At 30.0% G+C, this 22,799-nt stretch carries 22 protein-coding genes and 1 tRNA gene; 8 read left to right on the top strand and 15 right to left on the bottom strand.

The features are described from left to right. Window positions 1–238 precede the first annotated feature (238 nt). The 11 genes from Q1X91_RS01620 to rpmG form a co-directional block, all read right to left on the bottom strand. Window positions 239–1,180, bottom strand: a complete 942-nt coding sequence (locus tag Q1X91_RS01620) for a TDT family transporter (protein WP_300752697.1) — start codon at window positions 1,178–1,180, stop codon at window positions 239–241. A gap of 86 nt (window positions 1,181–1,266) precedes the next feature. Then, window positions 1,267–5,469: a DNA-directed RNA polymerase subunit beta' gene (gene rpoC / locus Q1X91_RS01625; protein WP_300752699.1), complete on the bottom strand. Its 4,203-nt coding sequence runs from the start codon at window positions 5,467–5,469 to the stop codon at window positions 1,267–1,269. Window positions 5,470–5,488: 19 nt separating this feature from the next. After that, window positions 5,489–9,010, bottom strand: a complete 3,522-nt coding sequence (gene rpoB / locus Q1X91_RS01630) for a DNA-directed RNA polymerase subunit beta (RefSeq protein WP_300752700.1) — start codon at window positions 9,008–9,010, stop codon at window positions 5,489–5,491. A 132-nt stretch (window positions 9,011–9,142) separates the two neighbouring features. Next, entirely contained in the window at window positions 9,143–9,529 is a 387-nt protein-coding gene (gene rplL, locus Q1X91_RS01635) for a 50S ribosomal protein L7/L12 (RefSeq protein ID WP_013114408.1), read from the bottom strand. Window positions 9,530–9,590: 61 nt separating this feature from the next. Further along, window positions 9,591–10,115: a 50S ribosomal protein L10 gene (gene rplJ, locus Q1X91_RS01640; protein ID WP_020004950.1), complete on the bottom strand. Its 525-nt coding sequence runs from the start codon at window positions 10,113–10,115 to the stop codon at window positions 9,591–9,593. A gap of 104 nt (window positions 10,116–10,219) precedes the next feature. Then, window positions 10,220–10,921 carry a 50S ribosomal protein L1 gene (gene rplA, locus Q1X91_RS01645; protein ID WP_300752705.1) on the bottom strand — a complete coding sequence of 234 codons (702 nt, stop codon included), beginning with the start codon at window positions 10,919–10,921 and terminating at the stop codon, window positions 10,220–10,222. Window positions 10,922–10,996: 75 nt separating this feature from the next. After that, window positions 10,997–11,419 carry a 50S ribosomal protein L11 gene (gene rplK, locus Q1X91_RS01650; RefSeq protein ID WP_020004949.1) on the bottom strand — a complete coding sequence of 141 codons (423 nt, stop codon included), beginning with the start codon at window positions 11,417–11,419 and terminating at the stop codon, window positions 10,997–10,999. Window positions 11,420–11,446: 27 nt separating this feature from the next. Continuing rightward, window positions 11,447–12,034, bottom strand: a complete 588-nt coding sequence (gene nusG, locus Q1X91_RS01655) for a transcription termination/antitermination protein NusG (protein WP_300752707.1) — start codon at window positions 12,032–12,034, stop codon at window positions 11,447–11,449. Between the two features lie 5 nt (window positions 12,035–12,039). Then, complete coding sequence (gene secE / locus Q1X91_RS01660; RefSeq protein WP_300752709.1) at window positions 12,040–12,360, bottom strand: preprotein translocase subunit SecE; 321 nt, start codon at window positions 12,358–12,360, stop codon at window positions 12,040–12,042. 41 nt (window positions 12,361–12,401) lie between these two features. Continuing rightward, window positions 12,402–12,474 (bottom strand) — tRNA-Trp (locus Q1X91_RS01665). 34 nt (window positions 12,475–12,508) lie between these two features. Further along, a complete protein-coding gene (gene rpmG, locus Q1X91_RS01670) occupies window positions 12,509–12,685 on the bottom strand; it encodes a 50S ribosomal protein L33 (RefSeq protein WP_008723772.1) in 177 nt (58 codons plus the stop codon). A 207-nt stretch (window positions 12,686–12,892) separates the two neighbouring features. On the opposite strand from rpmG, the gene Q1X91_RS01675 reads away from it, so the two are divergent. Together Q1X91_RS01675 and Q1X91_RS01680 are read left to right on the top strand one after the other, a co-directional pair. Then, window positions 12,893–13,252 carry a CidA/LrgA family protein gene (locus tag Q1X91_RS01675; protein ID WP_300752711.1) on the top strand — a complete coding sequence of 120 codons (360 nt, stop codon included), beginning with the start codon at window positions 12,893–12,895 and terminating at the stop codon, window positions 13,250–13,252. Between the two features lie 25 nt (window positions 13,253–13,277). Beyond that, entirely contained in the window at window positions 13,278–13,988 is a 711-nt protein-coding gene (locus Q1X91_RS01680) for an LrgB family protein (RefSeq protein ID WP_300752713.1), read from the top strand. A gap of 232 nt (window positions 13,989–14,220) precedes the next feature. Here the strand turns inward: Q1X91_RS01680 and Q1X91_RS01685 are convergent, their stop codons facing one another. Both Q1X91_RS01685 and Q1X91_RS01690 read right to left on the bottom strand, forming a co-directional pair. Continuing rightward, window positions 14,221–14,634 (bottom strand): hypothetical protein, encoded by a 414-nt coding sequence (locus tag Q1X91_RS01685; RefSeq protein WP_300752714.1) that lies wholly within the window; start codon window positions 14,632–14,634, stop codon window positions 14,221–14,223. Window positions 14,635–14,660: 26 nt separating this feature from the next. Beyond that, the gene (locus Q1X91_RS01690) at window positions 14,661–14,885 is read right to left on the bottom strand and encodes a hypothetical protein (RefSeq protein ID WP_300752716.1); all 225 of its coding nucleotides are present in this window, start codon (window positions 14,883–14,885) and stop codon (window positions 14,661–14,663) included. Between the two features lie 193 nt (window positions 14,886–15,078). Here Q1X91_RS01690 and Q1X91_RS01695 point away from each other — a divergent pair, with 193 nt between their 5' ends. Continuing rightward, complete coding sequence (locus Q1X91_RS01695) at window positions 15,079–16,194, top strand: ATP phosphoribosyltransferase regulatory subunit (RefSeq protein ID WP_300752718.1); 1,116 nt, start codon at window positions 15,079–15,081, stop codon at window positions 16,192–16,194. Window positions 16,195–16,197: 3 nt separating this feature from the next. On the opposite strand, the gene Q1X91_RS01700 is transcribed toward Q1X91_RS01695, so the two are convergent. Continuing rightward, complete coding sequence (locus Q1X91_RS01700; RefSeq protein WP_020004940.1) at window positions 16,198–16,341, bottom strand: hypothetical protein; 144 nt, start codon at window positions 16,339–16,341, stop codon at window positions 16,198–16,200. Between the two features lie 822 nt (window positions 16,342–17,163). Continuing rightward, complete coding sequence (locus Q1X91_RS01705; protein ID WP_300752720.1) at window positions 17,164–18,165, bottom strand: FAD:protein FMN transferase; 1,002 nt, start codon at window positions 18,163–18,165, stop codon at window positions 17,164–17,166. 318 nt (window positions 18,166–18,483) lie between these two features. Between Q1X91_RS01705 and Q1X91_RS01710 the strand changes: the two genes are divergently transcribed. The 5 genes from Q1X91_RS01710 to Q1X91_RS01730 all read left to right on the top strand — a co-directional run bounded on the left by Q1X91_RS01710 (window position 18,484) and on the right by Q1X91_RS01730 (window position 22,756). After that, window positions 18,484–18,915 (top strand): PepSY-like domain-containing protein, encoded by a 432-nt coding sequence (locus tag Q1X91_RS01710; protein ID WP_300752722.1) that lies wholly within the window; start codon window positions 18,484–18,486, stop codon window positions 18,913–18,915. Window positions 18,916–19,294: 379 nt separating this feature from the next. Continuing rightward, window positions 19,295–19,915 (top strand): ATP phosphoribosyltransferase, encoded by a 621-nt coding sequence (gene hisG / locus Q1X91_RS01715; protein ID WP_096735847.1) that lies wholly within the window; start codon window positions 19,295–19,297, stop codon window positions 19,913–19,915. 12 nt (window positions 19,916–19,927) lie between these two features. After that, window positions 19,928–21,202, top strand: a complete 1,275-nt coding sequence (gene hisD, locus Q1X91_RS01720; RefSeq protein ID WP_300752767.1) for a histidinol dehydrogenase — start codon at window positions 19,928–19,930, stop codon at window positions 21,200–21,202. A gap of 4 nt (window positions 21,203–21,206) precedes the next feature. After that, on the top strand, window positions 21,207–21,986 hold the full coding sequence (locus Q1X91_RS01725; RefSeq protein WP_300752770.1) for a site-specific DNA-methyltransferase: 780 nt from the start codon (window positions 21,207–21,209) through the stop codon (window positions 21,984–21,986). Next, window positions 21,983–22,756, top strand: a complete 774-nt coding sequence (locus Q1X91_RS01730) for a hypothetical protein (protein WP_300752772.1) — start codon at window positions 21,983–21,985, stop codon at window positions 22,754–22,756. Before Q1X91_RS01725 ends, Q1X91_RS01730 begins: the two co-directional genes overlap by 4 nt. Window positions 22,757–22,799: the final 43 nt, after the last annotated feature.

A 22,799-nucleotide genomic window follows, 5' to 3' on the forward strand; every position in this document is an offset into this window, starting at 1 on the left:
AAAAGTAATAAGTGGAAAAAAGAACTATCAATAGCATTAGCAGAGAATTTTCATCTGTTTGAAAATTGACAAACTATATTTGTTTAGGTATATACTAAATTTAGTAATTTATCATACAGGTAATACTTAATTAGTACTATTTAATACTAATTTTAATACTTGCACTTTTTGCTTTGGGATTCGCCAAAAGTTGAATAAAAAATTGACAAAATTAAAAATTTTAAGCATTATAATAGTATTATTTATTTTCTTTTATAACATTATTATGAACAAAAAACATCATATTAATAAATACATAAAGTATCATCATACTTGCTATTATAAGCTCAAATATAGCTATACCGCTCCATATATAAGAATACCCGCCATTAATACTTTTTGAATAATTGGCATATTTAAGCAAAGCCTGAGCACCAACAGCCAAAGGGAAAGTATAAGCTGCAAATAGAGGTATAAACTTAATTCTAAAAGCCCTTATAAGAGATAAATAAACCTTAAATGTGGTAAATAATCCCAAAGCCAAAAGAAAATTAAGCAAAGCTGTATTGTAAGTTTGAAAAGCTGTTAAATAACCGCATAAACAAAGATTGGCAGGAGCACCCATTACAGCAAAAGCAGGAAATCTGTCATCAGGCAAAGGCTCATGAAAAATAATTCTATAAAATATAAAAGGAAATATTATAATATAAAGAGCAGTTCCTATATAAACTATTATCTGGGATACTTGAGGAACCCCCATATTAGCACCAGAAACTGTGGCAACAACTATACCAATAGGCGGAACAAACCAGCTAGGCAGCATATGCTGTAAATCTTTTAAGTTAATCCTATGTACTATAAATGTAAAAGCAAATATTATATGTACAGCGATTGCAATAACCCACATAGCTATACCAAGAGGTCTTACAAACTGTACGACAGAAGATGATATAACCATAACAGCCATATCAAGAGTAGGAATAGTACTCCCTGCAACTGGGTGTTCTAAATCATTAAGAAAAGCACCAAATGATGAAAATATTTTAGTTATGATTGTAAGTATTAAAATAGATGAGATTACAGCACCAATATAAGCAAAATATTTAATACCAGTAAATATAGTCCAAGCATTAAATATACCGCCTACACCTAGTGCCAAACCAGTAAGAGCCAAAGGCATTTTATTAATTTTGTTTATCATTTTTTATTACACTTTATTATTTGAAAATATTAGAAATTATAAAAAGAGGTTCTCATATTATAATGAAAACCTCTTTAATAAATTATTTATACAGTTATTTGCATAACCTCTTCTTCTTTATCGGTAGTTTCTACATTATCTTTTTTATCTAAATCGCCGCTATGTTTGTTATAAACATGCAATTTATTATATAATTTAACACCAGTACCTGCAGGTATCAAATGCCCTATAATAACATTTTCTTTAAGTCCAAGAAGTTTATCAACTTTTCCTTTAATAGCAGCATTAGTTAAAACTTTAGTAGTTTCTTGGAAAGAAGCAGAAGATATAAAGCTTTCAGTATTTAAAGCAGCCTTAGTTAATCCTAAAAGTACAGGCTTACCGCTTGCAGGAGAACCGCCTGCTTCTTCATAGCGTTTATTTTCTTCTTCAAACTCATATTTATCTACATACTGACCTACAATATATTTAGTGTCACCCGGATCAGTAATTTCAAGTCTTCTTAACATCTGTCTTATTATAAGAGCGAAGTGCTTATCATTAATACCTACACCCTGCTGCTTATATACTCCTTGAATCTCTTCAAGCAAATAAGTCTGTAAAGCCAAATCTCCCTGAGTTTCTAGTATGTCATGAGGATTTATTTTACCAGCACATAACTGAGTACCAGTTTTTACATAGTCTCCGTTTCTTACAAGAAGCATTTTACCATGAGGAACTAAATGCTTAGTTTCATCAAATTCATTTCTGATTTTAACTACTTTTTTACCCTTATGAGAACCGCCTATTTCAACCTCACCGTCAATACCAGCAATAATAGCAGTATCTTTAGGTTTCTGAGCTTCAAGTAATTCCTGTACTCTAGGAAGACCTCCAGTAATATCCCTACTTTTCTGCTGTATACGAGTAGTTTTAGCTATAACCTCACCTATTTCAACTTTTTGGTTATTTTCAACCATAAGCTGAGCACCATTAGGTATATCTGTTTCAAAAGGATCGCCCTCGCCTGTAATCAATATTTTAGGCTGCATACTGGCATCTTTAAACTCCTGAATGATATTAGTTACGTTTCCAGTCTGCTCATCTATAGATTCAACTAAAGTTCTTCCAGGGTTAATATCCTGCCATCTTACAATACCTGATTTTTCAGAGATGATAGGCTCGTTATAAGTATCAAAGCTGGCTATAACAGTATTAGGTTCTATAAATACATGTTCATCAACTTTATATTCACTTCCTACTTTAATAGCAATAGAGTGTTTAACACCTGTAATCATTACATATTTATCATCATCAGTAACTATCAAAGTACCATTATGAGTAGCTTTTATTTCACTTCCATCTTTAGTATTTGCAATAACGTCTCCTATAAGAACCTTAGCATTATTTTCAACCAATAATTCTTTTATAGTATTTTTCTCAAATTTTTCGAGTACACGTCTTATAATCAAATCACCCTTTCTAGCAGTAATTTTCACACCATTAGGCTGAACAACATAGTTTGAGAATTGTTCTATATATATAGGATAATTAACTTTAACTTCATTTTCTTCAACCATCTGAGTAGCAACACCGCCGATGTGGAAAGTTCTCATTGTAAGCTGAGTACCAGGCTGACCAATACTTTGAGCAGCAACAACACCAACAGCCTCCCCAATAGAAGCAAGATTATTAGTAGATAAACTTCTTCCATAACATTTCTGACAAACACCCATTCTGCTTTCACAAGTAAGAGGGTGTCTTATTCTTATTTTTTCTATACCAGCTTTTTCTATAATGTCCCCAATCTCTTCAGTAATTTCAGTATTAGCAGGACAAATAAGTTCTTTAGTAACTGGGTGATAAATATATTCATTACTGAAGAAACCAACTATACGGTTTTTAAGAGGATCAATAATTTCGTCCCCAGATTTTATAGCTTCTATTTCAATACCTTTAACAGTACCGCAGTCATGCTCAGAAACAACAACTCCTATAGCAACGTCTACTAACCTTCTAGTAAGATAACCAGCATTAGAAGTTTTTAATGCAGTATCAGCAAGACCTTTTCTAGCACCGTGAGTAGAAATAAAGTATTCTTGTACAGTAAGACCTTCTTTAAAGTTAGATATAATAGGAAGCTCAATAATTTCACCTGAAGGTTTAGCCATAAGTCCCCTCATACTAGCAAGCTGTCTTATCTGCTGCTTAGAACCTCTAGCTCCAGAGTCTGCCATTATATATACTGGATTAAATCCGTCTTGGTCTTGTCTTAAATTATCCATCATAGCTTCAGTTATTTTACCTTCAACAGTAGTCCAAAGGTCGATAACTTTCTGCTTTTTCTCATCTGTAGTAATAACACCATTCTGATACTGTGTTTCAATATTCTCTACCTGTTTTGTAGCTTCTTCTATTTCATGCTTTTTCATTGGCGGTATAAGTATATCCGCTATAGAAATAGTAGAACCAAATACAGTAGCACTCTTATATCCAAGTTCTTTAATATCATCAAGCATATTAACAGTCACAGCTGTACCATGTTTTAAATATACTTCATGAATAAATTTAGCTAAATCTTTACTGTTAAAATCTCTGTTTTGGAATCTAAAATCTTCTGGAATAACCTCATTAAATTTTAATCTTCCAACAGAAGTTTCAAGGAATTGTTCTTCACCGTCTTTATTTTTCATTAGTACTTTAATTCTAGCTTCAAGCTCAACCAAATTATTATCATAAGCAAGAAGAGCATCTTTAGGAGAAGAGAATATTTTTCCCTCACCTTTAATACCAGTTCTTAGTTTGGTTAAATAACTAATACCAAGTACTATATCCTGAGTAGGGTTAACAATAGGCTCTCCGTTTGCAGGGTTTAATATATTATGAGGGGCAAGCATCAAAGTCCAAGCCTCAATCTGAGCCTCAGCAGAAAGCGGAGTATGAACTGCCATCTGGTCGCCGTCAAAGTCAGCATTGTAAGCGTGACAAACTAATGGGTGAAGCTGAATAGCTTTTCCTTCAACAAGTACTGGTTCAAATGCCTGAATACCAAGTCTGTGAAGTGTAGGAGCTCTGTTTAATAAAACTGGGTGCTCTTTAGCTATTTCTTCTAATACGCCCCAAACTTCTTCTCTGCCCTCTTCTACAAATCTTTTTGCAGATTTTATATTATGAGCTGAATTAATTTCAACTAATTTTTTCATAATAAATGGTTTGAATAATTCAACAGCCATTTTTTTAGGAAGACCGCATTGATGCATTTTAAGTCTAGGACCAGCAACAATAACAGAACGGCCTGAATAGTCAACACGTTTACCCAAAAGGTTTTGTCTGAAACGACCCTGCTTACCTTTAAGCATGTCAGAAAGCGATTTTAAAGGTCTGTTACCCGGACCCTTAACTACTTTTTTACGTCTGCTGTTGTCAAATAAAGCATCAACAGCCTCCTGAAGCATTCTTTTTTCATTTCTTATAATGATGTCAGGAGCTCTTAAAACTAATAATCTTCTTAAACGTATGTTTCTATTAATAACTCTTCTGTAGAGATCATTCAAGTCTGAAGTAGCGAAACGTCCGCCGTCAAGCTGAACCATAGGTCTTAAATCTGGAGGAATTACAGGCACTACATCAAGTATCATCCAAGTAGGATCATTTCCGCTAGCCTTAAAGTCTTCAAAGATTTCAAGACGCTTTCTCAAACGTCTGTCGCTCTTCTCCCCTTTTTTAATCATCTCTTCTCTGAGTTTTCTAATCTCTTCGTCCATATCAAGGTCTTTAAGCATATCACGTATGCCCTCAGCACCTATACCTATCCTTATATTATCGCCATATCTGTCTAAAGCCTCATTATATTCATCTTCAGTTAAAAGATCGCCTTTTGAATAGGCACTGTCGCCTGCATCAATAACAACATATCTTTCAAAATAAAGTACACTTCTTAAATGAGCAATATTCATATTAAGAAGAAGTCCTATTCTTGAAGGAGTGTTTCTATAATACCAAATATGAGCAACAGGAGCAGCCAATTCTATATGCCCCATTCTCTCACGTCTTACCTTAAAATGAGTAACTTCAACACCGCATTTATCGCAAACTACGCCTTTATAACGAATACTTTTAAACTTACCGCAGTAACATTCATATTCTTTAGTAGTTCCGAATATCTTTTCACAAAAAAGTCCGTCTCTTTCAGGTCTTAAAGTTCTATAGTTGATAGTTTCAGGTTTTTTTACCTCACCATAACTCCATTCTCTCATAACCTGAGGACTTGCTATACTAATTTTTATTTGGTCAAAGTTTGAAAATTGCATATACTTAAACTTCTCCTAATTATTTAAAAATCTGTGTTTTCTTTTTAGTTTTTTGTCTAAGCTCTTTTTCAGTAGAAGGAAGCTGATTGCCCTCTTCATCATGAATAGTAATATTAAGACCCAAACCTCTAAGTTCCTGAACTAATACGTTAAAGCTTTCTGGTATACCCGGAGAAGATATAACATCGCCTTTAACAATAGATTCGTATATTCTAGCACGTCCTGTCATATCATCTGATTTAACAGTTAAGAACTCTTGAAGCATATTTGCAGCTCCGTAAGCCTCTAATGCCCAAACTTCCATCTCTCCTAAACGCTGACCTCCGAACTGAGATTTACCTCCCAAAGGCTGCTGAGTAACAAGTGAGTAAGGTCCTGTACTTCTGGCATGTACTTTATCTTCAACTAAGTGATTAAGTTTAAGCATGTACATGTATCCTACAGCTACTTCATTTTTGAAAGGCTCGCCTGTTCTTCCGTCATAAAGTCGAACCTTTCCATTAGGATTCATACCGCTTGTAACAAATGCTTCTCTCAAAGCCTCTTCTTTTGGTCCTTCAAATACAGGACAAGCATATTTAAGTCCCATTTTATGACCAGACCAGCCGAGCAGCATCTCAATTACCTGACCTATATTCATACGTGAAGGTACACCTAATGGGTTAAGACATATATCTACTGGAGTACCATCTTCCAAGAAAGGCATATCTTCTATTGGCATAATTCTAGCAACAACCCCTTTGTTACCGTGACGACCTGCCATTTTATCGCCTTCCTGTATTATACGTTTTTTAGCTAAGAATACTTTTACTACTTCCTCAACTCCCGGCTTCAATTCATCTCCGTTTTCTCTGCTGTATACTCTTACATCTATAACAGTACCCTCTTTACCATGAGGCACTCTTAAAGAAGTATCTTTTACATCTCTTGCCTTTTCACCGAATATTGAGTGAAGAAGTCTGTATTCCGGAGTTATTTCAGTTTCTCCTTTTGGAGTTACTTTACCTACTAATATATCGCCTGCTTTTACTTTAGCACCTATTCTTACAATACCTCTTTCATCTAAGTTTTTGAAAGCAGAATCTGATACATTAGGTATATCTCTAGTAATATTTTCTTTATCTAATTTTGTTTCACGAGCTTCTACAGAAAACTCTTCTATGTGGATAGAAGTAAATACATCTTCCTGAACTAATCTTCTGCTTAAAAGTATAGCGTCCTCAAAGTTGTATCCTTCAAAAATCATGAAAGCAGCTAAAACATTTCTTCCAAGTGCTAACTCACCATGATCAGTTGCAGGTCCGTCGGCTAAAAGACCTCCAGCCTTAACTACATCGCCTACATTTACTACAGGTCTTTGGTGATAATTAGTGTCTTGGTTAGTTCTTTGATATTTTACTAATTCATAAACATCAAAATCATCATCACTGTTTTGTTTTGTAGGTTTAATTATGATTTCATCATGTACAACTTTTATAACCTTTCCAGCTCTTTTTGCATGTACTGCTATTCCAGTACCAGGCTGACAGATTTTTGCCTCTACACCTGTTCCCACTATAGGAGCTTCCGGATAAAGCAAAGGAACACTTTGACGCTGCATGTTTGAACCCATCAAAGCTCTGTTAGCATCGTCATGCTCTAAGAATGGTATTAATGAGCTTGAAAGAGAAACTATCTGCTGAGGTGAAACGTCCATATACTGAACCTGATCTGGTGAAGAATATGGGAATTCACTTCTGTATCTTGTTGATATAAGATTTTCTTTAAATGTTCCGTCTTCATTTAAAGGAGCATTAGCATCAGCAATATGGTATCTCTCCTCATCATGTGCTGTTAAGTATTCTATTTCATCTGTTACTTTTCCGTCAATTACTTTTCTGTATGGAGTTTCTAAGAATCCATGTTTATTAATTTTAGCATAAGTAGCAAGTGAAACTATAAGTCCGATATTTGGTCCTTCAGGAGTTTCAATAGGACATATTTTACCATAGTGAGTATGGTGTACGTCTCTTACTTCAAAACCAGCTCTGTCTCTAGTAAGACCTCCCGGACCTAAAGCATTTAATCTTCTTTTATGTGTAATCTCTGATAATGGATTGTTCTGATCCATAAACTGAGATAATTGGCTTGTGCCGTAAAACTCTTTTATTACAGCCTGTATAAGTTTAATGCTTACAAGTGACTGAGGAGTTACTGCTTCCATATCCTGCATTTGCATTCTTTCTTTGGCTATACGCTCCATTCTAGTAAACCCAGCTTTTATTTGTATAGCAAGCAATTCTCCTACGCTTCTTACACGTCTGTTTCCTAAGTGATCTATATCATCTAACTGTTCTTCATTAATAAATACTTTTATTAAAAAACGAATAGTTTCTATTATATCTTTATGTCTTAAAACTTTATCCTGTTCGCTTTCAGGGAAGTTTAATCTTTTATTGATTTTATAACGTCCTACATCTCCTAAAGCATATAATTTAGGATCAAATACCAAGTCATTACATGTTCTTACAACGTTTTCTATTAAGGCAGGTTCCCCTGGTCTTATAACATTATATATTTTTGTACATGCTTCTTCTTGATTTTTAGTAGTATCTTTATCTAAAGTATTAATTATAGTAACATTATCTTTTATTGCTTCCATATTTAATACTGATATTTCTTTAATTCCGCTCATTAAAAGTCTTTCAGCAAGGTTTGTATTGATAAGCTCACCTGGGTTTAATATAATTTCATCTGGGTTTTCTGTATCAAATACTGTAGAATAAGAACGTCTTCCTATTAGGGCTTCTTTCTTTTCATCATCTGAAAGTTTTTCTAATGATATATTATCTACTTCATAAAATAATTTCAAAATTTCTTCATTAGTTGTGATACCAATAGCTCTTAAAAATACTGTAACAGGAAGTTTTTTCTTTCTGTCTATTCTAACATACATAATGTCTTTTTTGGTATCAAGCTCAAATTCAAGCCAAGTACCTCTGTCTGGAATGATTTTAGCTACAAACATAGCATCTCTGTCACTTCTATTGAAAACAACACCAGGAGATCTGTGAATTTGAGAAACTACAACACGTTCAGCACCATTAATGATAAATGTGCCTCTGTCGGTCATAGCAGGTATATCGCCTACAAAAATTTCTTGTTCTATAATTCTTTCTGGGTCTCTTACAGTTAATTGAACTTTTATTTTAAAAGGATAAGCGTAAGTTTTATCTCTCCTTCTGGCTTCTTTTTCTGTAATTTTAGGCTCACCTATAGAGTATGATATAAACTCTATCTGCATTTTTTCATTGGAAGCCACTATAGGAAATATAGAGGTTAATACTTCCTGCAATCCTTCATTTTTTCTTTTATTTTCAGGTACATCCTTTTGAAGGAAGCTCTCGTATGACTCTTTCTGTATAGCGAGGAGATCAGGAGGTTCTATTACGGAAGCCGAACGTGAAAAGTTTACACGTCCATTTTCTATCCTATATTTCTTTGCGAACTCTACCCCTCGTTCTGGATATACTTTATTATCTATCGGAATGTTATTGGCCATATTAAAAGATCTCCACAATTAAACGCTTTTTATAATTGAATTGACAAAAACAGTAATAAGAAGGGTACAAGCGTATCATACCCTTCTTAATATTTAAATCATTAAATGTTAATGATATATTTACAAAAATAATTATTTAACTTCAACTTTACCGCCTGCAGCTTCTAATTGTTTTTTGATTGCTGCTGCTTCATCTTTAGAAACGCCTGATTTGATAGTTTCTCCGCCTTTTTCTACTGCATCTTTAGCTTCTTTTAAGCCTAAGCCGCTAACTGCTCTAACTTCTTTAATAAGAGCGATTTTTTTATCAGCTTCAAAACCTGTAAGAATGATATCAAATTCATTTTTTTCTTCTTCTGCTGGAGCTGCTGCACCGCCTGCTGGAGCTGCTGCTACTGCTGCAACTGGCATAGCTGCTGTTACATTAAATTTTTCTTTAATAGCTTCTACTAATTCATGAAGCTCGATAACTTTCATTTCTTCTATTGCTTGTAATATTTCTTCTTTACTTAAAGCCATTGTTTATCTCCTTAAAAATTGTTTAATAATTTTCTTTAGTTTTTAATAATTTTTCAGCATATTAAGCTGATTTTTTCTTTTCTTCTTCAACACTGTCAAGCACATAAGCAAGCTCTGATATAATGCTTTGCAAGCTGTTTGCAAAACTTGATATAGGAGACTCGAGTGCTGTAACAAGATGAGAAAGCAAAACTTCTCTTGGCGGAATATTTGCTACAACTTGTACTTGTGCTGGGTCAAGTAAATCTTCACCCATATAGCCGCCTTTGATTTTTATTTTGTCATTTTTCTTAGATGCTTCGCTTATTACTTTAGCTGCACCTGGTACATCTTCCTTAGCAAATACTACTGCTGTAGGATTGACAAACATTTCATCTTTTACTTCTCTGCCTAACTCTTTTAAAGCAATATCAACCAAAGAGTTTTTACATATTTTCATTGAAGAAGAAGTCTTAGCTAATTCACGTCTTAAATCTGTAAGCTGAGATACTGTTACTCCTCTGTAATCGAAGAATACCAATCCTGCACAGCCGCCTATACTTTCTTTAAGAAATGATACTGTTTCAATGTTTTTCTTATTAGGCATACTACCACCTCTATTATATTAAACCATTTCGCCGTAACTATTCATATAATGGGATCACAAAATATGACTTCGCTAAAAACAAAACAGGTTTATCGCTAAATTAATTACATTTTGATTTTTTTATGATCTATTTTTATACCTACACCCATTGTAGATGTTACGCCTACTGCTTTAATGTATTCGCCTTTCAAATCTGTAGGTTTTTTTCTTAAAATTTCATCATAGAATGCTTTGAAATTTTCATTTAATTGAGAAGCATTCATAGAAGCCTTACCGATACCCATTCTTACTATACCATTTTTATCAGCTCTGTATTCCATTCTTCCAGCTTTGAAACTTTTTACAGCCTGAGCTATATCAAGTGTAACTGTTCCTGTTTTTGGGTTAGGCATAAGACCTTTTCTTCCGAGAATTTGTCCTAATTTACCTACTTCTTTCATCAAATCTGGTGTAGAAATAGCAACATCAAAGTCAGTATATCCGCCTTTAACTTTATCTATCAAATCTTCAAAACCAACTTCCATAGCTCCTGCTGCTTTTGCCTCATCAGCTTTCTCACCTTGAGCAAATACTACTACTCTTTTTTCTTTACCAAATGCATTTGGGAATGATAATGTATCTCTTATTGAGTGTTTCGGTAATATATTAAGGTTTATTGTTACCTCAATAGTTTCATCAAATTTACAGGTAGCGTTTTTCTTAGCTAAATCAATAGCCTCTTCTACTGAATAGAGTTTTAATCTCTCTACTTGCTTACGTATAGCGTCGTAACGTTTGCCACCTATTTTCTTTTCTTTTGCTGCCATAATTATTTTCTTCCTTTTCTTTCAAACGTCTACTTCCATTTATTCTAATCAATAAATGGTATGCCTCTTAAAATATTATTCTACTTTTATACCCATAGCACGAGCTGTACCCGCAACTATCTTTTTTGCTGCTTCTATATCATTAGCTGACATATAAGCCATTTTTTCCTGAGCTATTTCTTCAAGCTGCTTTTGATTAATTGTAGCAACTTTAGTTTTATTAGGCTCTCCAGAACCTTTCTCTATGCCCAATTTTTTCTTAATTAAAGTAGAAGTAGATGTACCTTTAGTAACAAAAGTATATGTTTTATCTTCATATACTGTTATATAGGTATTTAATATCTGCCCTTTCATTTTAGAAGTTTTTGCATTAAAATCCTTAACGAAAGCGGCTATTTGTATCTGCTTCTGACCTAATGCTGGTCCTAATGGCGGAGCAGGTGTTGCCTCTCCTCCCGGTATGCGAACCTTTACAATACCAACTACTCTTTTAGCCATTTTTACTACCTCTTGATTTATTTATTTTTATAATTTCTTTACCTTATTAAACTCTAATTCTGTAGGAGTACTTCTGCCGAATATTTCTATTTTTACAGTTACTTTTCCCTTATCAGAATTAATATTTTCTATAACTCCGTTCAAACCATTGAAAGGTCCGTCTATTACCTGAACCTTTTCACCTATATCAAATTCCATTCCTATAATTTCATTTATCTCTGTTTTAGATTTTTCATCTCTATTTTCAAATATACGGGCAACATCTGCTTCACTTAAAGGAGTAGGTATTATATTACCCTCTTCTTTAGTTGTAGCATGACTGCCTATAAATCCTGCAACACCAGGAGTACGTCTAACCATAGACTGTGTTGCATCATTCATTATCATTTTTACTAAAACATATCCTGGATAAAAAAATTCTTCTTTCGATACTTTCTTTCCATTCTTTGTAGAAGTTACAGTTTCAGAAGGTATATATATATCAACTATTAAATCAGTCATACCATTTTCTTTAGCTCTTTTTTCTATACGTTCACGAACTTTATTTTCATAACCATGCTGAGTATGAACTATATACCATTTATAATCTTTTATATCAGCCATTTCTTCAGACATATTTTTCACCTATTATATCTATTTTTTCTCATGTAGCGAATAGCAAAATATATTACAAACAAAACAACTACAGCCAATATCAATACCAATGTAATTTTTGAAGATATCAATCCGCCCAAAACAGAACCGTCTAACAAAGCTCTAACCACAAATGTAAAAACATAGTCAGCAGCACCCAAAAAAACAGAAGCCGCTATAAGTAAAATTATAACAACAACTGTTTGATTTATAACATCCTGACGAGTAGGCCATACACTTCTTTCAAAAAGCTCTTTTTTAATTTCCTGTATAGAATTCAAAAAACTATTTTTCTTTTTATCTGCCATAAAGCTTACCTTAAATTATTTTTTAATAATTAAGAATTATTCAGGTCAGACAGGAGTCGAACCTGCAACACCCGGTTTTGGAGACCGGTGCTCTACCAATTGAACTACTGACCCAAAATTTATAAATATATTCTTAAAAAAGAAGTATTTATCTTGATACTTTTAATTCCTTATGAATTGTATGTTTTTTATCATGAGGACAATATTTTTTTAGTTCCAATTTTTCTGGTACATTTTGTTTATTTTTAGTTGTTATATAATTTTTTCTTTTACATTCTGTACATTGAAGATGTATTTGTTCGGTTTTTACTTTAGCACCTGCCATTGTTAGCTCCTCAAATTTATATCACCTATAATTTACAAGGTATCCTATTATATACCCAAAAATAATTTATGTCAATAACTAAATACAAAAATAATATTTTTATATAAAAACTATAAAAACATTATTTTTAACAGTATTAAACTATTGAAAAACAGATAAGATATATATATAATTTATAGCAAATTTTTTTTAAACGGAAAATTAAATATGAAACTCATTAAACAATTTACAATCATTTTTTCTATATACTCTATTGCTGATATTTTAAGCAAAACATTAAAACTTCCAATACCAGGTAATGTAATAGGAATGATACTTCTCTTTATACTGCTTATGCTTGGAATAATAAAAGAAAATCATATAGACGAAGCAAGCGATATCTTAATAGCAAATATGTCAATGCTTTTTATACCAGGTACTTTGGCTATAATGGACGAATACAAATATGTAAAAGATGAAATTATACCTTTTGTAATCATATGTGTATTTATGGTAGTAGTTATTATGGCTGCTACTGGATTATCTGCACAAATATTTGAAAAATTATTATCAAAATTGAGAAAATAATACTAAATTAGTTAGGAGATTAATTATGAAAGAACTGTTTATACAAAATCCTATAATACCAATAGTAATAACTTTAATAGCATACATAATATCATATACTATATACATAAAAACTAAACTTCCTATACTTACCCCTCTAGTAACCAGCGTAATATTAGTAGGGTTTTCTCTATACTTTATGAAAGTACCATACAGTGTATATAATGAAAGCGGCGGTAAATTTATAAATGCTCTTGTAGGACCTGCAACTGTTGTACTTGCACTTCCTATATACAGAAACCTGCCTATACTTAAAGCAAATCTGGCTGTTATATTAATAAGTATAGCAATAGGAAGTTCTATAGGAATAACTGGCATATTCATATCAGCAAAATTACTTGGTATATCTGAAGAGTTATTCCCTTCTCTATTAACAAAATCAGTTACAACTGCAATTGCCGTAGATATTACTGCTAATATGGGAGGAATGAGATCTATTACTGTTTTATCTGTTATTATTTCTGGAGTGGTTGGTGCTATAATTGCCCCATTTGTATGCAAGTTATTTAGAATAAAATCGCCTCTAGCCATAGGTCTTGCAATAGGAACATCTTCGCATGCCGTGGGAACAAGTAAAGCTATAGAAATGGGAGAGACAGAAGGAGCTATGTCTGGTCTTGCTATAGGAGTTGCAGGAGCTTTAACTGTTGTACTTCTTCCTATTCTTTATAAACTGCTTTTAATGATATGGGCTTAAGTGATATACATGCTGCAATTTTATATTTATGTATAATGATATTATTATATAATAATTTAAATTAATGTTTATATAATTCTATAGTGATTACAAAAAAACTACTATTACTTGAGAGAATAATAAATGCCTATGGCAAAAGAATAAACGAGTACATATATCTATAAACACAGCATCTTTATAGGTTATTTATTAATATTATCCTATATAAAAATATAAAATTAAAGAAGATCTGCTATCTTATATTAGATTCCATAATATTTACTATATCATTATTTCTAAAATACACATTGAATGTGTTTTCATCATCGCCGCATTCTACTCTTGACTCTATGCTGCCGTCTTCATTTATTTTTATCAGTATTTTATATATATCTATGTTATTATACCAATCATCATCTACATCTTTAAACATAAAGTCCCCATAGGCATTTTTAAGTTCCTCTCTTGAGTCTGATAATATATTAATATGAGATTTCAAATTATTAATAATATCCTCAAGTTTCCAAACCTTATGTATACCTATATCAAATAATGTTTCCAAATGCTTGCCGAAAACTTTCATAGGCTTAAATACTTTATACAATTCCCAATCATCTTCTTTTATATTGGCATCTGCTACATCAACTAAATCTTCTATATTTATCATAACTTATCTCCAAAAAATATATTTTATCAGTCAATTTTTTTATTAACTATATAAAGTAAAGGCAAAGCAATGCCTGAAAATATTATTATGCTGTAAAAAATACCTTCTATATCCAAATAATATTTGTACCCAATAGAAGCTGATTCTTTTCTAAAAGGAGTGGGTTTACTGTCTCCGTCTGGTCCTTTGCATTCCTGCTCTGAAAATAACACTATGAACATAAATGATAATATAAATAAATATTTCTTCATAAAATAATCTCTTTTTTTATATATAAAATTTTAGTATATTAAAAAAAATTAATAAGTCAATACTTAATTTTTATCATTGTAAAATTTATTTAAATAAATATTTTTAATTACTATATATGGTGATTTTTTTATTTTTAGATTATAATACTTTCCAAAATAATTCTAAAAATTAAAAAAAGAAGAAATACATATTATGAATGAAAATACTATAGTTTCTAAATTAACAAAAATATATGAAGAGTACGGATATAAAAAAATAAAATTAAGCAAATTTGAAGATTATAACTTATATAATAATTATAAAGATTTTCTTCAAACTGAACATATATTAACATTTATGAATCTCAATGGAAATCTTCAGTCATTAAGACCAGATGTTACATTATCTATAGTGAAAAACGTTCTAAAAGATAATGATAAATACACAAAAAAATTATACTACATAGAAGATATTTATAAAATAGATGAAGTTTCAAATGAGTATGAAGAAATACAGCAGGTAGGAGTTGAAATAATAGGAACTTTAACTAAATATTCAAACTTAGAAATTATAAGTATGGCAATAGATAGTTTAAAGACAATAAATAAAGAATATATACTAGAAATATCAAGTATAGATTTCATGTCCGCTTTAATAGATGAACTTAACCTAGATGAAGATAAAAAATTAGAAACTCTTAAATTAATATACAGCAAAAATAAACATGATTTAGAAAAAACATTAATATCAAATAATATAGATGATAAATTAAAAAACTATATCATATCCTTAATAGACATATCTGGAAACTATAAAGAAGTATTAGAAAAAATAGAAAATATAATAATAAATAATAAAATGCAGCAGGCATATGATGAATTAAAAAGCCTATTAGGAGTATTTGAAAACTATAATAACTTTGAAAATATACTTTTAGATTTCTCCATAGAAAGCAAATTAGGATACTATAACGGAATAATTTTTAAAGGATATATAAAAGGTAATAATGATGCCGTACTTTCAGGCGGAAGATACGATAAATTATTAGAAAAATTCAATGCTCATACACAAAATAAAAAAAATAAAAAGAATGCTATAGGCTTTGCTGTTTATATGGATAAATTATACAAAAAGAATACAGAAAAAAATGAATATGACTTTGATATATTAATACTATACAAAAGCGGTGATGAAAAAGAATTATTAAATAAAGTACATAGTTTTATAAGAGAAGGAAAGAAAGTAAGAACAGACATATATACTGATGAATATAATACAGAATATAATTATAAACAAAAATATATATTTGATAATAACACTCTAGTATAATTGTTAATTAACTTTATTTTTATTATCAAACAATACTATTCTTGTAACTGTAGGATTAAGTTTTACTATTGTTCCATCATCAAGTTTATGTTCGGTTAACATATTATTAGTTTTTTTTAGATTTAATTTTTTTACTTTTTTAGGCATATAATCCCCCCCTTTATTTAAAAGTATATAAATAATAATACGATTGTCAAGAAAATATGAAAAAATATTATTTTATCAAGTTTTTTTAACACATTACCAAATATTATTAGAAAATAAAATCATATAATAGGATATTAATTAAAAATATCAATACTTTTCTTCACATTATATTTAATTATAAGTAAATTTACCTTACTCTTATAAAATTATACTTAATTTTTATATATAAACAACTCTTATATATAAAAAGTGAAATTTATAAACAATTAAAAATCGTACTTTTTGCAGAACTATTTTATTATTATTTATAGTTATTTAAAATATATTATTTCTATAACTGAGCTTTGCCTGCAAATGATAAGGGTTATATTTTAGTATAAATTTGATAATTTATTCTAAAATATGATTTGATACGATTTGATAATAATTTCAATACTTGCAATTTCAAGAAGCGTGCTGAAGAAATCCTCCTACAACCAAAGGAAGTACTGTTAGGTATGGTGTCGGCAGCAACTTTTGCAAAAGTTTAATAAAAAATTTATAAACTTAAAAATTTTTAGTATATACCTAAACAAATATGCTTTGTCAATTTTGAGTTATTAATAAATGTAATTATAAGTTATAAATAATATAAAGTATTATCAGTTATTAATAAAATAAGTTTTATAAGTTTAAAATGTAAAATAAAGAATTTATTTTTTATAATAATAGATAATCAGCCGCACGTATCGTTGACATTTGATAAGAATAAACAATACCGTGCGGTAAGGTGCACGCGAAGCGTCCCGAACGAAGATGAGGGAGAGCTCGCGGTTGATAAACTTAAAAATTTTCATTAGTTACAATATAAAGCTCTCCTTCTGGAGTTACTATATAAGCCTCTTTATATTTAAAAGATTCATTTGTAAAAAAGTTAGTACCCATCAAAAATGCTGTAGTAGATAATGCATCAGCCTCTTCAGCATTGGTATGTACTATTGTAGCAGATATACTGTTGTAGGTAGGATACCCTATTTCAGCATCTATTATATGATGATAATTAGTACCGTCCTGAGTAAAATATCTTTCATAATCGCCGCTTGTAACTATAGTACAATTTGTGGCTTCAAGTAATCCTAAATAACCATCAGCATCATTTCTAGGATTTCTTATCGCTATAACCCAAGGGTTGCCCTTACTATTTACTCCATTAGCATATGTATCTCCGCCATAATCTATTAAATAATTTTTTATATTATTTTTAGCAAATACATCTTTTAATTTTTCTATTATATATCCTTTTCCATATGATCCGAAATCAAATGTTAATGGCTTTGATAATTTTAACATTTTTTTACCATCATCATTTGTTATTATATTCAAAGCTGAATAATCTATATATGACAAAGCATTATCTATATCTTCCTTTAACGGAACAGTTTGATTTTCTTTAACTCCGAATCCCCAAAGCTCTATTAAAGGTCTTATACTTATATCAAATGAAGGACTTAATTTAGAATATCTTAAACCTGTTTCAAATATATGTGCAAGCTCATCAGATAATGCTATATTAGTTTCACCGATTAAACTTTCTTTATTGATTTTAGCTATTTCAGAATTGACATTATATGGATTTAATATATTATCTATTCTGTTAATCTCATTTGTAATATCTTCTGTTAATTTATTCATAGTTTTATCTGAAGTTTGTGCTGTTATATTGAGTATTGTATCGCTTATTATTACAGTTGTCCTTATGTATTTATCTCTGCTTCTGTAAAAAGAAATTGCTATTATTAATGCTAATGCTATTATTGGTATAGCAAAATAAATCTTATTTTTCATAAATAAATCCGTACGTTTTTTATTATTTAATAAAACATTTATTAAAAATGATTGTAAAAATGATATTTTTAACTTACTTTTTATAAAAAACACATAAAAAAGACCATCAAAGTAAAAAATATTTACTAGCATATATAAAAGTTTGATATATATATTTATACGATGTTTTATATGTAGTATAATATTATAAAAAAATAATTATTCTGTAAAAAAATTGTAAAAATAAAGTAAATTCTATTGACATTAATATATTTTCTGCTATACTTATAATTGTAAAGATAATTTACAGGGTATTAATAGAAATTAAGGAGATTAAATATGACTAAAAAATTATTTGCTTTATTAATAACATTAACAATATTTTCAACTTCAAGTCTTTTCGCTGATTGGGTAGTACCTGCTTCTGCTCTTCCTCAAAAAGCAAGAACTTTTATAAAAAGAGTTTATCCTCAGGCACAAATATGGAAAGTAGAGAGAGACGGCGGAAAATTTGAAGTTAAATTATCAAACGGAGCTTCTATAGACTTTTCAGCTAACGGAACTTGGCTTAATATAGACGGAGAATATAATGGAGTACCTATGAGCGTATTGCCTCAGGCAGTTGCTAATACAGTAAGAAGATCTTATCCTCAGGCTAGAATGATAGATGTAGAGAAAGAATGGGGTAATTATAAAATAAAACTTAATAATATGATGGAATTATTTGTATCAGCTAACGGACAATTAATGGGACAAAAATGGGACGATTAAAACAAGGTTTATGAAAGAATAGCGGTTTATGGAAAATACTAAAAAAGAGATGTTTTCTTAAGCATCTCTTTTTTGTATTTAACATTTAAAATTATTATAGTAAACTACTTAAGCAGTTTGTATTAATTTACAATACTAAAAAGTACATAAAAGGCATTTATCTTATCTGCATATATAAATATCGCAGCATTATCAAGTAAATACCTCATTATACCTAAATCTATATAACATATTTTCAAAAGAAATTAGCAAGAAGTTTTTTATAAATACATCAGAATAGTTATTAAAATAGTTTATAAACAACTCTATTACTATTTGAAAAAATATTTCTTATACATTATAATATTTTGTAAATAAATTTAATAATAAAGAATAAAATATGATTAATATAGCATTACCTAAAGGAAGATTAGTAAATAAAGTGTATACTCTGTTTGAAAAAATAGGATATGAAAACAAAGAACTATTGGAAGATAACAGAAAATTAGTATTTGAAAATAAGGATAAAAATGTACGATACCTTATAGTAAAGCCTTCGGATGTAGGAATATATGTTGAGAAAGGAGTTGCTGATATTGGTATTGTAGGAAAAGATATACTTCTTGAAAATAATCATGATGTATATGAGCTTCTTGATTTGAAATTCGGAAAATGTAAGGTTTGTATGGCTTCTGTTAATGGATATAAAGAAGATATTGAGAGAAGATTGAGAGTTGCTACAAAGTATGTCAATATATCAAAAAATTATTTTAATTCTATAAACAGAGATGTTGAGATAATAAAATTAAACGGTTCTATTGAATTAGCTCCTATTCTCAATTTATCTGATGTGATAGTTGATATAGTAGAGACTGGAAGCACTTTAAGAGAAAATAATCTTGTAGTGATAAAAGATATTATTGATTATATAAGTGCAAGATTAATAGTTAATAAAGTAAGTTATAAGTTTAAAAATGATTTAATAAAAAAAATAGTAAAAAATATAGAAGAAGTTTTATAAGGAATTAGTATTATGATAAAAGTAATTAATTATAAAGAATGCAAATCATTAGATGATATATTACTTAGAAGCCAATTCAGTTATGATGATGTTAATGAAAAGGTAAAAGCAATACTTGAAGATGTTAAACAAAACGGAGATAATGCATTAAAAAAATATGCAAAGATGTTTGATAATGCTGAAATAGATAATTTAAGAGTAACAGAAAAAGAAATAGAAGAAGCCTATAACAGAGTTGATGAAAAGTTTAAAGAAACATTAAAACTAGCCTATAACAATATAGAAAAATTCCATAAAAAACAATTAAGAAACAGTTTTATAACCAATGAAGAAGAAGGCATTGTTATGGGGCAGATTGTAAACCCTATAGAAAAAGTAGGAGTTTATATACCTGGCGGCACAGCAGTTTATCCTTCAACAGTGCTTATGAATGTTATACCTGCAAAAGTAGCTGGAGTAAGTGAAATAATACTAGTATCTCCTCCAAACAAAGAAGGAAAAATTAATGATAATATACTAGCAGCTGCAAAAATAGCTGGAGTAAATAAAGTATTTAAAACAGGAGGAGCTCAAGCAATAGCTGCTTTAAGTTACGGCACAGAGTCTATACCAAAAGTATATAAAATAGTAGGACCTGGTAATATATATGTTGCTATGGCTAAAAGACTTGTATATGGAGAGGTATCTATAGATATGGTGGCAGGACCGAGCGAAGTATTAATAATAGCAGATGATACTGCAAATCCAATACATATAGCCTCTGATATGCTTGCACAGGCGGAACATGATAAATTAGCTTCAAGCATATTAATTACAACAAGTAAAAATATAGCAGAAAAAGTAAAAGAGGAATTATATAAACAGTTAGAAAAATTAAGCCGTAAGGATATAGCAATGGAATCCATAGAAAATAACGGCAGAATAATAATAACTGAAACTATATATGAAGCAGTATATATAAGCAATGAAATAGCACCAGAGCATTTAGAGATAAGTATAAAAGAGCCTTTCTCTGTATTAAGCAAAATAAAAAATGCAGGTTCTATATTTTTAGGTGATTATACCCCTGAAGCATTGGGTGATTATTTATCTGGGGCTAATCATGTAATACCTACAAGCGGAACAGCGAAATTTGCTTCTCCTTTATCAGTAGACGACTTTATAAAAAAATCTTATATAACTTACTATACCAAAGATGCATTAGAAAAAGTAAAAGACAATATAATTAACTTTGCAGAGCATGAAAGTTTAGAAGCACATGCCAATTCTGTAAAAGTGAGGTTTTAATTATATGAACTTTAATATAATTAAAGGTGATTGTCTTGAAGTACTCGATACTATAGAAGAAAACTCTATAGATATGATATTTGCTGATCCACCTTATAATCTTTCAAATAATGGAATAACTTGTCATGCTGGAAAAATGGTTAGTGTAAATAAGGGTGAATGGGATAAAAGTTTAGGTTTTGAAGAAGATACAGCTTTTCATGAAGCTTGGATATCAAAATGCAGAAGAATTTTGAAAGATGAAGGCACCATATGGATAAGCGGTACTAATCATAGTATATATAAATGCGGATATATATTAGAAAAATTAGGCTTTTATATATTAAATGATATAGTTTGGTATAAGCCTAATGCCGCACCTAATTTAAGCTGTAAGGTATTTACTCATAGCCATGAAACTATTATTTGGGCTAAAAAAAATAAAAATGCAAAACATTATTATAATTATGATCTTATGAAAAATATGGATTTTGAAGATGATAAATTAAAATCAAAGGGTAAGCAAATGAGAAGCGTATGGTCAATATCTGCCCCGTCAAAAAGTGAAAAAACACATGGTAAACACCCTACTCAAAAACCATTGAAACTTTTAACTAGAATAATATTAGCATCAACAAAAGAAAATGACACTATTTTGGATCCTTTTAATGGATCTGGTACTACGGCAGCAGCATGTAAAATAATAGGAACCCGAAACTATATAGGAATAGAAATAGATGAAAATTATATAGAACTTACAAATAAAAGACTTAATGATATTGATAATAAGGAGAGTTTTTTATGAGCAGTAATTCTTGGAAAGCTATATTTGATAAATATAATATAAATAATCATAATTTTGATAAAGAACCATTTTATATTAATGCTAAAATGATAAAAGATGCTACTAAAGATTTTAAGACAACTTCAGAAAAAGAAGTAAGGATTTTATGCAAGCAAGATCATAGAGACAGCAGACCAGACATATTTATAGAAAAAAAATTATTTATACTTCCTATAAAAAATGGAGAATATGCTATAATAAAAGGAGAAGGATACATTGATATACCAGATATAACTTCTAAAGCTTTAAAATATGATTCAAAATTAGAATTCGATTTAGATACTGCCAAAATAGGAAATTCAGAAATGCAGCATTTAGATTTTGCCTATGCTTCGAGCATAATAAGAACTTTTACAGAAGATAATACTCTTGTACTTACAATAAGAGGAAGAAAATATACTCCTAAATTTTCTTTTTATATAGGAAAAACATTAATAGAAGCTGAGAGTGTTCAGACAGAAGTTGATGCAGGATACGAAGGTAAAAATAATGTTGTATTAATAGAAGCTAAAAACTCAGCAACTAAAGACACTATTATAAGACAATTATACTATCCATACAGACAATGGTCTGAATATACAAATAAAAATGTAAGAACATTATTTTTTGAAAAAAGAAATAAAGAATATTTAATTTGGGAGTTTAGATTTAAAGATATGAATAATTATAATAGTATTTATTTATATAAAGAAGCAAAATATATTATAAGTGATAATAATAAAAATTTTTAAGTTTTATAATTTATTATTGCTCTTTCTAGTTAATGTAAACTTT

The sequence above is a fragment of the uncultured Brachyspira sp. genome (assembly GCF_949287625.1).
Taxonomy (GTDB): domain Bacteria; phylum Spirochaetota; class Brachyspiria; order Brachyspirales; family Brachyspiraceae; genus Brachyspira.

What these genes read in the sequence shown, in the direction of transcription:
- hisD (WP_300752767.1), top strand. Translation starts at nt 19,928, where the DNA reads ATGATAAAAGTAATTAATTATAAAGAATGCAAATCATTAGATGATATA.
- nusG (WP_300752707.1), bottom strand. Translation starts at nt 12,034, where the DNA reads ATGTCTGAAGAAATGGCTGATATAAAAGATTATAAATGGTATATAGTT.
- rpoB (WP_300752700.1), bottom strand. Translation starts at nt 9,010, where the DNA reads ATGGCCAATAACATTCCGATAGATAATAAAGTATATCCAGAACGAGGG.
- rplL (WP_013114408.1), bottom strand. Translation starts at nt 9,529, where the DNA reads ATGGCTTTAAGTAAAGAAGAAATATTACAAGCAATAGAAGAAATGAAA.
- Q1X91_RS01705 (WP_300752720.1), bottom strand. Translation starts at nt 18,165, where the DNA reads ATGAAAAATAAGATTTATTTTGCTATACCAATAATAGCATTAGCATTA.
- Q1X91_RS01725 (WP_300752770.1), top strand. Translation starts at nt 21,207, where the DNA reads ATGAACTTTAATATAATTAAAGGTGATTGTCTTGAAGTACTCGATACT.
- Q1X91_RS01675 (WP_300752711.1), top strand. Translation starts at nt 12,893, where the DNA reads ATGAAACTCATTAAACAATTTACAATCATTTTTTCTATATACTCTATT.
- rplK (WP_020004949.1), bottom strand. Translation starts at nt 11,419, where the DNA reads ATGGCTAAAAGAGTAGTTGGTATTGTAAAGGTTCGCATACCGGGAGGA.
- secE (WP_300752709.1), bottom strand. Translation starts at nt 12,360, where the DNA reads ATGGCAGATAAAAAGAAAAATAGTTTTTTGAATTCTATACAGGAAATT.
- rpoC (WP_300752699.1), bottom strand. Translation starts at nt 5,469, where the DNA reads ATGCAATTTTCAAACTTTGACCAAATAAAAATTAGTATAGCAAGTCCT.
- hisG (WP_096735847.1), top strand. Translation starts at nt 19,295, where the DNA reads ATGATTAATATAGCATTACCTAAAGGAAGATTAGTAAATAAAGTGTAT.
- Q1X91_RS01690 (WP_300752716.1), bottom strand. Translation starts at nt 14,885, where the DNA reads ATGAAGAAATATTTATTTATATTATCATTTATGTTCATAGTGTTATTT.
- Q1X91_RS01730 (WP_300752772.1), top strand. Translation starts at nt 21,983, where the DNA reads ATGAGCAGTAATTCTTGGAAAGCTATATTTGATAAATATAATATAAAT.
- rpmG (WP_008723772.1), bottom strand. Translation starts at nt 12,685, where the DNA reads ATGGCAGGTGCTAAAGTAAAAACCGAACAAATACATCTTCAATGTACA.
- rplA (WP_300752705.1), bottom strand. Translation starts at nt 10,921, where the DNA reads ATGGCAGCAAAAGAAAAGAAAATAGGTGGCAAACGTTACGACGCTATA.
- Q1X91_RS01680 (WP_300752713.1), top strand. Translation starts at nt 13,278, where the DNA reads ATGAAAGAACTGTTTATACAAAATCCTATAATACCAATAGTAATAACT.
- Q1X91_RS01620 (WP_300752697.1), bottom strand. Translation starts at nt 1,180, where the DNA reads ATGATAAACAAAATTAATAAAATGCCTTTGGCTCTTACTGGTTTGGCA.
- Q1X91_RS01695 (WP_300752718.1), top strand. Translation starts at nt 15,079, where the DNA reads ATGAATGAAAATACTATAGTTTCTAAATTAACAAAAATATATGAAGAG.
- Q1X91_RS01685 (WP_300752714.1), bottom strand. Translation starts at nt 14,634, where the DNA reads ATGATAAATATAGAAGATTTAGTTGATGTAGCAGATGCCAATATAAAA.
- Q1X91_RS01700 (WP_020004940.1), bottom strand. Translation starts at nt 16,341, where the DNA reads ATGCCTAAAAAAGTAAAAAAATTAAATCTAAAAAAAACTAATAATATG.
- Q1X91_RS01710 (WP_300752722.1), top strand. Translation starts at nt 18,484, where the DNA reads ATGACTAAAAAATTATTTGCTTTATTAATAACATTAACAATATTTTCA.
- rplJ (WP_020004950.1), bottom strand. Translation starts at nt 10,115, where the DNA reads ATGCCTAATAAGAAAAACATTGAAACAGTATCATTTCTTAAAGAAAGT.